The organism is Flammeovirga aprica JL-4 (assembly GCF_012844305.1).
Taxonomy (GTDB): domain Bacteria; phylum Bacteroidota; class Bacteroidia; order Cytophagales; family Flammeovirgaceae; genus Flammeovirga; species Flammeovirga aprica.
On sequence record NZ_JABANE010000056.1, the window covers coordinates 48,597 to 60,975 of the forward strand.

Below are 12,379 nucleotides of genomic sequence, written 5' to 3' on the forward strand. Positions count from 1 at the left end.
AAAAAGATGCTTTTTTGAAAATTCCTAAAAAAGCTTTTAAGCTTGAAAATTCTAGATTGAAACACTTTACATAAAAACGTTGGCAAAAATTTTTAAATAAAGTGTGATAATGAAAAGAAGAGTTATAGTGAGGTGCTGTGCCCTCTTGCTCATGGTGCTGGGGTGCAATAGTCAGATTTCAAAACAGGAAGTTGCACTGCTGGAGCAACCGAATATTATATTTATCTATACTGATGACTGGGGGTATGGAGACTTAGGATGTTATGGAAATACGGAAGTAAAAACGCCTAACATTGATCAGTTGGCAAAAGAAGGAAAAAGGTTTACACAATTTCATAATAGCAGTGGTGTTTGTTCGCCGAGCAGGGCTTCAATACTAACCGGACATTTTCCGGCAAGGCACAATATTCACGGTACTTTTGAAAATAATGTGTTGAATACAGAAAGGGGCATGCCTAATTGGCTGGATGAAAAAACACCTTTTCTTTTGCCACGTATGATGCAAAATTTGGGGTATATCACAGCACATTTCGGCAAATGGGATCTTGGTAAATTACCTGATGGAGACTCCTCAACACCAAAGCCTAAAGATTATGGCTATGATGAAGCAAGTGTATGGAATGGTAATGGCCCCATATGGAAAGGGGAGGAGGATACGCTTTGGGTGCAAAACTCAAGTAAGTTAGTCATCGACGAGGCAATAGATTTCATACTCAGAAAGAAAAACCAAAAACCACTCTTTATCAATTTGTGGATGAAAGATCCACATAGGCCACTTATACCTTCTGATGAACAGAAGAAGGTATATGATGGCTTCTCCAAAGAAAAAGAAACATATTATGCTGTACTTTCTGAGGCTGATAAACATATAGGCAGATTGATGAAAGTATTGGAAGAACTACATTTAAGAGAAAATACTATTTTAATTTTCAGTAGTGATAATGGCCCTGCAAATTATGATGTAGCCAAAACCGCCGGAAGTACTGCAGGCTTAAGAGGCCGTATGTTAGATACTTTTCAAGGAGGAATCAACGTACCTTTTATTATCAGCTGGCCTGGTCATGTAAAGCAAGGAGCAGTGGATTCTACAAGTGTACTTTCTGGTGTAGATATATTGCCTACGTTCTGTGAGTTAGGTGGAATGGAGGAATTGCCTGAAGCTTATCAAGCGGATGGTGAAAGCTTTGCTTCGGTTTTTGAAAACAGGACCTTCAATAGAACAAAACCTCTTTTTTGGGATTGGAGATTTTCGGTGCCCACAGAAGATCAAAATGATACGCATTGGGTTGCGAATGCGGTCCGTTATGGAGATTGGAAATTGCTGGTAGATGAGGAAAATAAAAGGCAGGAGTTGTATCATCTTACCGAAGACAGGTTTGAACAACATAACCTTGCAGACAAAAATGAGTACATGACAAAAAAACTTTCTGAAAAATTACAACAATGGAAAGAAACTTTGCCATATTACACTCAAAAGGTACCCTTGTAGTTAAACCATAATAATTTTCGAAGGTGATTTAACGCTGACAGCGGCATAATTTTATTTTTTCAACTTACTATCATATTCAATATGTTTTCAAGAAAATTATGTATTCTTTTTACCGTTTTTACTCTTTCAATAAGTTCTGTTTTTTCCCAGAATTTTTTTGAACGAATTAATGATAAAGATGGGCTTAATCAAAATACAATAATTGACATTCACCAAGATAAATCAGGGTTTATTTGGATGGGTACACCCAACGGTTTGATCCGATATGATGGCAATAAGTTTATTTCCTATAACAATCAGCCCGGTGATGAAACATCAATTATCGGAAATACAGTCAATTTTATTTATGATAATGGAGAGAGTCTATGGTTAGAAACCAATGATGGGTTCTCAGTTTATTCTTTTGCTCACAATTCCTTCTCAGAGATAAAAGAGTTTTCAAAATACATCAAAAAGGGACATAAAGTAAGAGCGATCATTCCACTGGCTGATCAGACAAAATGGATGGTTACTTCTAAAGGGATTTTACGGATAAAAGAAATAGGAAATACTTATAAAGTTACAGAAGTAGATCTCAGCAGTATTTTGACCAATAATGATCATCCTATTCTGTCAGTACAGAACCATAATAACAGGTTTTATATGTGTACGTCTCAGGAGCTTTATATTTTTGATAGGGTAGAAGCAGGTACATTAAAACTGATAGAAGTAATTCATAAAGACACTTATCATCTGAATTGGTTTATTGAGCTGACATTAGATCAGGAAAATGAAAAGCTGTACGTCACAGGTAGAAAAAGTCTTTTAGCGTTTGATATCAGCTGGGAAAAGGCAAAACTTTTGAAATTAGATTTTTTTGATGAGCATTTTAAAAGGTATGATGTAGGAGCGATTACAACTTCCGTAAAAGACCATGAAGGTAATTTATGGATAGGGATGCGTAATGGAGGAGCAATGAAGTACAATACCAAAACCTTTAAAAAACAGTTTTATGTCAATTCTGATAACCCCAAAAGCATCAGCAGTAATATTATTTTGGATATTATGATAGACCGTTTTGGGACTATTTGGTTTGGAACGGGACTAGGAGGTGTGAGTATTCTGAACACTCATCAAAGATTATTTTATACCTTATCTAATACAACGAAGATAGAGAAGTCTTTATCATCTAACAGAATCAGCAGTAGTCTTGTGGACTCAAAAGGGCACCTTTGGGCAGGTACATTTCAGAGTGGCATCAATAGAAGTAAAGAACAATTCAGCCTAGCTAATATTGATGAATTGTCTTTTGAATATTTTATTGAGCAGGCCCAAATTTTTGATATCATTGAATGCAATGAGCAGATTTTTATCGGAACCAATAAAGGACTTTATATTTATGATCTGAACAGCGAAAGATTGATTTCCCCTAAAAATCAGCCCCCATATTTAAAGAATATCAATAGTTTTGAAAAGCTCGATGATAAGTTAATTTTTTATGCCAATGGAAAACTTTTAGCACTTCATTTACAAAAGAAAATCACCTCAGAAAAGAAGCTTTCTTTTGAAGATATTGGTGCTAAAATTGTCAACTTCAGTGTACTCAATAATATACAGGTCAATCAAATTTATAATGATGGTGTCAAAGGAATTCTCTTGGCCACAGATCAAGGATTATTTCATTTAGATACTACTTTCACTTACCTCACGCAATATAAAACCAATGTAAAAGATAATACTTCTATTGGAGCAAATAGAATATTATCAATTTATCGTAGTCAAAAGAACGAATTGTGGATTGGTACTTTTGGTGGAGGACTGAACCTAGCGATTGAGAAAGAGAATAAGATTGACGGTTTCAGTAGAATTACAAAGAAAGACGGTCTTTTGGATAATATGGTATATGGTATACTTGAAGATAAAGAAGGGAATATCTGGTTGACTAATAATAATGGTGTTACAAAATATAATGCTAAAGAAAAGCAATTGAAAGTTTTCAATAATTCAGTCGAGTTATTGGCCAATAACATGCAGAAAGGGGTGTTTTTTAAAGACAAGTATGGCATTATGTTTTTTACAACTTTAAAAGGTCTCACGGTTTTTAATCCCATGGATATCAAACCTATTCCTTTTGCTCCCTTGCCTCAGATCACTCAATTTAAAGTAAGAAACGAGGTCATTGAACCTAATAAAAAATATGATGGTGAAATCCTGCTGAATACATCAATTGATAGAGCATCCAAAATTGTATTACCCAGTGATATGAATCAGATTATTTTGGAAGTAGGGACAATTTTTAATGGAGGAAGAAATAATATCAAATATGCATACCGCTTAAAGGGGGTAGACGATGACTGGGTGATGAAAGATTTTAAGCAAAGAGAGATCAGTTATGCAGGTCTTTCTCCAGGAAAATATCAATTAGAAATTAAAGGCTACAATGGTGATGGAATGGAAAGTGAGACGGTAAAAACACTTACGATCATCATAGAACACCCTTGGTACGCCAACAATTATGCGTATACTGTCTATCTGCTATTGCTTTTCTTGCTGTGCTTTATCTGCTTTACATATTTCACGAAAATGTGGAAACTAAAACAAAAAGTAAGAAAGGAACAGCGTGATAAAAAACACTTGAAGGAAATCAACGAAGCCAAGCTTACTTTCTTTACCAATGTGAGTCATGAGTTAAGAACTCCGCTGACCTTGATTCTAACGCCCTTAGAAAAGTTGGCGTATGATGACCGGTTAGATGATGATCTGAAAGGTTATGTACAGAACATCAATAAAAACGGGCAAAGACTGATGAGTTTGACCAATTCTCTAATTGATTTCAAGCAAAACGGGAAAGATGATTTTGAGATTAATCTTACAGAACAAAACATTATTCCATTTATTAAGAAAACTACCAATGCTTTTCAGGATTATTCTAAAGATAAAAATATCACTTTTAAAGTAGACCTGAATAAAAACGATATCATCGGTCAGTTTGATCAGGTTTTATTGGAAAGAATCATTTTCAACCTGCTTTCAAATGCATTTAAATACACAGAAAATGGAGGTGAAGTATCCTTTTCTGCACATCAAGTGAAAGGAGATTTAGTGTTTAAAATTCAGGATACAGGTATTGGTATTGATGAGGGAAAACTAGATCATATTTTTGATAACTTCTACAAAGCCAATAATATGGAAACTGTTTTTGGCAGTAGTGGTATCGGTCTGTTTTTGGTGAAACAGCTTGTGGATTTGCATGATGGAGAAATCAAAGTAGACAGTAAAATCCATAAAGGAACTACTTTTACGGTGAGAATACCAGTATTGGGTTATGATGAAAATCGAAAGGCATTTGATCAGAGAACGGAAGAACCTGTACCGCTACTTTCTGCTATTGATGAAGGCAAACCAAAAATTCTGTTAGTAGAAGACAATGCAGAATTGAGGAAAATGATTTACGAGTTATTTAAAAGTAAATACCAATTATACTTGGCTGAAAATGGTGTAGAAGGGTATGATTTAGCAGTAGAAGTAGCACCAGATCTTGTGATTTTGGATGTCAATATGCCGAAAATGAATGGCTATGAACTGGCCGATAAATTGAAAGGAAATTATGCTACTAATCATATCCCAATGATCTTCCTTACGGCGATGGTGGACTTTGAAAGCAAGAAAAAAATCTTTGAAAAAGGCGGACAGGTGCATATTGGTAAACCATTTTCTCCTTATGTTTTAGAACTTCAGGTTGATAACCTTATCAAGCAGAAAAAGGATGGTATTACTAAATTGAAACAGGACATTAAGAGTAATCCGAAGAAAGAACAACAGCTCACAGAGGATGAAAAGTGGTTGAAAGGAGTACAGAAAATAATGGAGGAGAATTACGGTGAAAATAAGTACGGCGTAAAATCCTTGGCTGAATCTTTAGACATGAATTACGTGCAGTTTTATTCTAAGTTTAAAGAGATCACCGGACAAAGCCCCATCGAATATTTGAAACTTTTCAGATTAAAAAAAGCAGAGCACCTTTTCAAAAATGATGATGGTCTGTCTGTACGAGAAGTCATTTATCAGGTAGGTTTTAAAAGTTCATCTTACTTCACTCATATCTTCAAAGATGAGTATAAAATGACACCAACGCAGTTCAAGAAAATGCATTCAAATTAAGTTATTGAATATTTATAATAAGTTAGGTAATCATTTAGCAGGGACGTTTTTTACAGAAGCGTCCCTGTAATTGTTTTATATCAATAGTATGATTCACGCCCATCAAAATTTATCCTTTTCACTCTTATTCTAAACCAATTATTAGTTTCTATTTCTTTAGTTTAATATTCATTTTTTATCTTTTTTATTTATTTAAAATGTTGATATTTAATGTTTTGTGTTTGGTAAATAAAAAGATGTCAATTTGAAAAATATAAGAAAAAGGTCCTGGAGATGAATTGTTAGTTTTACGTTAAATAACAGCAATTATACAGCCTCTATTTAAGTAGCGACTCATGGAGTTATTGGAGAAGAAGATGAAGAAATGAAATTATTTAATACTTGAATAGAAGGAGCAAACGACACTTTTTATATGAAAAAATTATTACTACTTTTTTTGCATTCAATACTGATTGTAGGGACAGCAAATCAATTATTAGCAAATAACATTCAGATCACTTCACTGAGTGTTGGTGACAGGACAGCAGAGCAGAAGTTACCTTTGAGTTTTACAATATCATGGGATAACGCTTGGAGGGTGGACAATGGACAGAATAACTGGGATGCGGCATGGATTTTTGTAAAGTACAGAAATCATAATCAGGAATATTGGCAACATGCTTCCTTGTCCTTTGGATCGGGGCATTCAGTAACTGCTACGCAGGGAGCAATCGGGGGGATCATAGAAAGTAGTGATGATACAGGTTCGGGACAATCGAAAGGAGTTTTTTTATATAGTTCATCAAGCATAAGTCAGCAAACAGTGTCTTATGATGTGACGTTGGAGTGGGATTATGGTTTTGATGCACAGGGTGACGGAGATACATTTGATATACATGTATATGCTATAGAGATGGTCTATGTACCAAAAGGACAGTTTTATTTAGGTTCAGGAAGTACGTTAGCCAATTATGAAACAGACCCTTTTTATACACATGATGGAGGAAGTCTTTCTAGTACAACAACGCCTTATTTAGTACTTTCTGAAGAGGCGATTACAGTAGGAACTTCTTCGGGAGATCTTTACTACAATTTAGATGGCACAGATACGGGTGATTTGCAAGATGGTACTATACCGGCTTCTTTTCCTAAAGGATATGAAAGTTTTTACTGTATGAAATATGAGATTACACAAGGGCAATACGCAAGTTTTTTGAACACCTTGTCTAGTGATCAGATCAGTAACAATTATAATGATAAAGCCGTATGGAGGGAAAACTTAATTTATGATGCAGGAGCAGGAGAATACAGCAGTACTACGCCTTCATTCGCTCAAAACTTTCTGGAACATCCTTATGCTATGAACTATATGGACTGGTCGGCGTTGCGACCTATGACAGAATTGGAGTTTGAAAAAGCGTGCAGGGGTACATTGTTGGTCGTAGAAAATGAATTTGCATGGGGCACAAGTAATATCAATGCCACTGTTTATGGGACATCAGGAAGTGGTGATAGCGAGGAAGTGACCAACTATAATAATGCTAGCGGTAATGCCAATTATGTCACTGTAAATAGTACCATCAGTGGGGTAACGAGAGTAGGTGTTTTTGCGAGTAATGCAGACAATACAGGAAGAGAAACTGCCGGTGCTTCTTATTACGGTATTATGGATTTGAGTGGCAATGTTTATGAAACGGTCATACCGGTCAGCACATCAGAGGGCAGAAGTTATGATGGATCACATGGAGATGGTATGTTGAATGCCTTCGGAATTTATAATCAATCAGGATGGCCGTCATCTTCTAGTACAGGCAGTATTGGTGGCAGAGGCGGTGCTTTTAATACAAGTCAGAATGAGTTGAGAGTTTCGAACCGAGTGAATATTGCAAAAGATTTCAGCACACTAAGATTTTTGCTTGGAGGAAGAGGCGTAAGAACTGCTCCTTAAACAGTATTCCATGATGAAAAAATTACAATTAATAGCCCTCTTTATTGGTCTACTGATCAATGCGGTAAATGCGCAGGATATTTATCAAGGGGGAACTGGAAATGGCGTTTTTGTTATGGCACTTTCAGAATCACCTCATTTGAATACCAATCAAATTTTCAATGGAAGTATGGCAGGAGGAAGTGTTTTGAGCAGTATAACCGAAACTGATTTGGGAAGCTCTCCTTCTATTTTTCAAGGAGGTACAGCACAAGGAGCTGAAGAAGTACAGATGCAGGAATTAAAAACGGGAACGTTTGCCAATTTCTATCAGGGAGGAGTGGCTCAAGGTCATACATTAGGAGTGGTAGAAGTAGACGCAGGGAGTGAGTTGCCTATTGAACTGAGTTATTTTGAAGTGAGTATTAAGGAAAGTAAGGTGAAATTGGAATGGCAGACTTCAACGGAAATCGATAATCATTTTTTCACGATTGAAAGGTCACAGAACCGAAAAAATTGGGAAATAGTGAAAGAGGTGCAGGGAGCTGGGAATTCTAATAGTCCATTGAATTATAAAGCATTTGATCCATCTCCATTACCAGCAACAAGTTTTTACAGATTGAAACAAACGGATTTTGATGGGGCATATACTTATTTCTCCATCAAGCAGATTTACAATGATGAAGCAACAGAAGATTGGGTGCATTTATACCCGAATCCTGCTTCAGATCAAATTAGGATTAGAGGGAATGAAAGAGAATTACAAAATATAGTGTTGTTTGATGTGATTGGTAACAATATGGGAAGACAACTTTTTCTACTAAGTGACATGCCAACGGAAAAAGTAATCAATATCAGTCAGTTAAGAAAGGGAATCTACCTTTTGAAATCAAGAACAAAAACAACTCGATTTATAAAACAATAAAGTGATGTGTTGACAAAGTTAGTGTGTTTATAAGGTATAGAGTGATCAGCTGAAGTGCGGTTTAGACTGACTACTCTATACCACCAACAAAATCAACTAATTCATGATTTAATCACGGAATATAAAATTTAGTAGAATGAAAAATCAAATTATTATTTTAGCTTTAATGCTATTGACTTGGAACGTTTCAGCACAAGATATTGCATCTCAAAAGAAGCCTAAGAAACTGAAAGAAGTAAAACAGGCCGTTACATTTCATACTGACAGATATGATTTGAAAATTGGTAAAAACGGAGCATTTTCTTCTATCAAACTTGCTAACGGAAAAGAGATTTTAAGAGCGGATAGAACAAAAAGTTTTTACTTGAACTTGCCTAAAGGAGAAGTGAAATTCAAAAAGTTCTATAAAAAAGGAGACGACTTTGTTTTTGCAACGGAAGACGAGAGTTACATGGCCACATTCAGCATTGAGGCTAAACCAACTTATGTAGCTTTTACGTTGAAAGATTTTTATGGTGATATGCCAGATGCGGGTACTATGGAGTTTAAAGTAGTGGTGAACCATAAAGACATTACAGGTTTACCTTTTGATAAAAGATTGAAAGAGAAAAACAGAGATTATAGACCTAATGTCATCTTCATTTTTGATCAATTAAGAAACAGAGGAAAAGAGGAAACATTAAGCGGGTTTGCTTTATATACTTACGACAAACCAAAAGAGGAAGAGGAGTCTGTAATGAACGCATGGGTAAATGAAGCGATTCCTCATCCGGTAAAGGGAGACTGGACTTATGATCGTGCAGTAGAGTGGATGCAAGCAGAAAAGAAATCTCAATCGGGTAAAAAAGCCGTTGATATTCTATTGCATTCCATCTCAAAGTAAAGAACGAATGAAGAGTTAAGAATGAAGAATGATGAGAAATAGGATCGTATTCATGAGGTACTAGGTAGATGTAATGGAACAAAATATTGTGCACCATGACTGAAGGCATGGGCAAGTGATATTGACTTCACCAACACTGAAGTGTTGCCTACGTTATCAACCTTCAAGACTTTAGTCTTGATTAGGTTTTAGTATCACCTGCCCATAGTTTTAACTATGGTGGAAGCCTCTTCCTTCTTAACTCTTAATTCTTCCCTCAAAAAAAACTGCTACTAAATCTAACAAACTCATGATGTGTGTCATGAAAAATATTATACAATGAAAAATCAAATTTTATTCATCGCTTTGATGCTTTTGACTTGGAATGTTTTCGGGCAAGACATTTCATCTCAAAAAAAGCCTAAGAAGCTGAAAGAAGTACAGAAAATCATCTCTTTTCATACGGACAGATATGATCTTGAAATAGATAAAAAAGGCCGTTTGAGTTCTTTGAAATTAAAAAACGGTAAGGAGATATTGAAGTCTGAAAATACCAAAGGCTTTTATTTAAACCTTCCGGGAGAAGGGGAAGTTCAGTTTACAAAGTTCTATCAAAATGAAAAAGGTTTTGTCTTTGGTACTGCTGATAAACGCTTTTATGCCACATTCAGTATTGAAGCCAAACCCACTTATATCGCATTTACTTTAAAAGATTTTTATGGTGATTTGCCTGTTGGTGGTATGATGGAATTTAAGGTGGTGGTGAATCATAAAGAAATTAAAGCTTTGCCTTATGATTATATGATGGTTGAGAAAAACAGGGAGTTTAAACCGAATGTCATCATGAAATTTGATCACCTTTGGGAACGCTATCAAACCAATGCCCTTGGAGGTTTCACGCTTTATACTTTTGATACACCTGAAGAAGAGGATGAATCAGTGATGCGTGCTTGGGGTGCAGAAGCTATCCCTCATCCAAAAGTAAAAGGAGAATGGAACTATGAACGTGTAGTACAATGGGTGGACGATTGGAAAAAGATGTTTGCGGATCAAAGTGTGATGTACATTGAACCTAAAAATGTAGATGAATTGGATGCTTTTGAGCCTTACTTGAAAATGGCGGATGTGACAACTATCAATTTATTTACCAATGTATGGCACGGTGGATTTTGGCCTACAAAACGTTTGAACTGGGAGGTAGACGGTGTATTTGGAAGCAAAGAGAAACTGAAAGCGTATTCTAAACTACAACAGGAAAAAGGAAGAAGTCTTAATCTGCATTATGTGAGTGGCGGTATTGGTAAAAAAGACCCTCAGTATGGTAATAAGAACTTATCAAATGAGCTGGCAGATTGGGTTGATGGTACTTTAGTAGAAGGCATCGGAACAACGGAAACAGAAGTGTATTTCAAGCCAAAAGAAGATTGGTATATAATGCCTGAAAGTATGAAGGAAAATGACATTTACATGGGTAGGTTAAGTACACCAAGCCGTCATTTCTTCAAATACAACTACTTGCAAGTGGGAAAGGAAATGATGGACATTGAAAGCATTGAGAGTGTGACGATCAAAGGGAAAAGGTTATGGCAGTTCAACATCAAGAAAAGAGGTGCAAATAATACGGAAGTGATCACACATCAGTCAGGTGAGGAAGTAAAAGGTATTGTTATGCCTTATAGAGCAGTATATGTACCGAATAACAACTCCGCTCTGTTTGATTCAGTGGCGATCAACTACGCAAAATTATTGAACGACTGTAAAATCAGTAATGCTCTTTTTGACGGTGCAGAAATTCATGATTACGATGGTCCTTGGGGTTTTAGAAAGTTTGCACAGCGCGTCTACGAAAATTTAGACCACCCTGTAGTAACGCGTACATCTTACGGTAGAGAACCTGATGCGGGTTATATTGAATACAGAATCAACAGCACGAAAGAATTGATGCAAGCACCTGTTGGGGACCACAATCACGGCAGACCTTCATTAAGATTGGAAGGTAAAAGTAGAACGCACCGAGCAGAAGTAAGAGCATCTTCTAATATGCTAGCCGCTCACTTTATGTTAGGCACCCAAGCAGCATCTAATGGTAGAAACTTTTCAATCTTGAAACCAGATCCTATGTTTGGTATTCAACTTGAGACTTTAAAAGAGTATGGGCGTACAGAGGAATTGCTTGGTTTACTTCCGAAATGGAAAGAAGCAAGCCGTAAGCTGTCAAAAGAACAGCGTCTAACAATGTTCAAAACTCTGAAGAAATTCAAAGGTCGTTTAACTTCAAAAGTGGGATATGAATTAAGAGAAGAGGATGATAAGTTCTTGATTGTACCATTGCAAATGATGGCTCAAAATCCGGAGGATATCAAAGATCTATTAGAGAAAGAGCCAAGAACGCAGTTATTCCATATGAAGCAAGAAGACGGAATGTATGCTCCTAAGGTAGAGATGAAATTTGGTGAAGCTAAAAACTTAAACAACAGTTACAAAGCACAAGCTCCTCAGTTCGTACTTCGAATTATGAATGGTAATGAGAGCATTGAGAATCCAACAATCAAAGTGGGAAAAACGGAACTGCAATTAAATGCAACTGTGCAACAAGAAGCCTCAGCAACTCAGTATTTGGAGTATAGAGGAGGTGAAGTTGTAAAATTGTATGACAAAAATTGGAACTTGAAGAAAGTAATTGAGGTAACTGTAAAAGGTGGTTTTGAAGCGAAAGAAGGTTATAATAAAGTTGAACTGACTTCTGCTAATAAAGCTACTGCCGAAGTTGAATTACTGTTGTTTACGGAAGGTACTCCAATTGTAGTTAAAAAAGATATGCCACTTTTATGGTAAGTACTAAGCCAAAAATAATTGATAACTAATTCATAATTATTTTTTGTGAGTACAACGCAAAAAAACGTATTAATAGTGGTTCTATTCATAGTTTTTTTAAGGCAGTAATCGCAAAACAATAATTGGAATTAGTATTAAATACTTTTGTCTTAAGTACTGAGACAAATTAAAATATAAGCTATATTTATACCCTAATTATGGGTCGTAAAACAAAAGTTATAG

Annotated in this window: 6 protein-coding genes; all 6 read left to right on the top strand. The window is 35.8% G+C overall.

All coding sequences use genetic code 11. The features are described 5' to 3' along the window. The first annotated feature begins 109 nt into the window (after positions 1-109). The 6 genes from HHU12_RS19395 to HHU12_RS19420 all read left to right on the top strand — a co-directional run bounded on the left by HHU12_RS19395 (position 110) and on the right by HHU12_RS19420 (position 12,157). Complete coding sequence (locus HHU12_RS19395) at positions 110-1,489, top strand: sulfatase family protein (RefSeq protein ID WP_169658396.1); 1,380 nt, start codon at positions 110-112, stop codon at positions 1,487-1,489. Positions 1,490-1,570: 81 nt separating this feature from the next. Next, the gene (locus HHU12_RS19400; protein ID WP_169658397.1) at positions 1,571-5,629 is read left to right on the top strand and encodes a hybrid sensor histidine kinase/response regulator transcription factor; all 4,059 of its coding nucleotides are present in this window, start codon (positions 1,571-1,573) and stop codon (positions 5,627-5,629) included. Between the two features lie 412 nt (positions 5,630-6,041). Continuing rightward, positions 6,042-7,556: an SUMF1/EgtB/PvdO family nonheme iron enzyme gene (locus HHU12_RS19405; RefSeq protein WP_169658398.1), complete on the top strand. Its 1,515-nt coding sequence runs from the start codon at positions 6,042-6,044 to the stop codon at positions 7,554-7,556. Between the two features lie 10 nt (positions 7,557-7,566). Continuing rightward, the gene (locus tag HHU12_RS19410; RefSeq protein ID WP_169658399.1) at positions 7,567-8,460 is read left to right on the top strand and encodes a T9SS type A sorting domain-containing protein; all 894 of its coding nucleotides are present in this window, start codon (positions 7,567-7,569) and stop codon (positions 8,458-8,460) included. A 136-nt stretch (positions 8,461-8,596) separates the two neighbouring features. Beyond that, complete coding sequence (locus HHU12_RS19415) at positions 8,597-9,343, top strand: hypothetical protein (protein ID WP_169658400.1); 747 nt, start codon at positions 8,597-8,599, stop codon at positions 9,341-9,343. A gap of 318 nt (positions 9,344-9,661) precedes the next feature. Beyond that, positions 9,662-12,157 carry a hypothetical protein gene (locus HHU12_RS19420; protein WP_169658401.1) on the top strand — a complete coding sequence of 832 codons (2,496 nt, stop codon included), beginning with the start codon at positions 9,662-9,664 and terminating at the stop codon, positions 12,155-12,157. Positions 12,158-12,379: the final 222 nt, after the last annotated feature.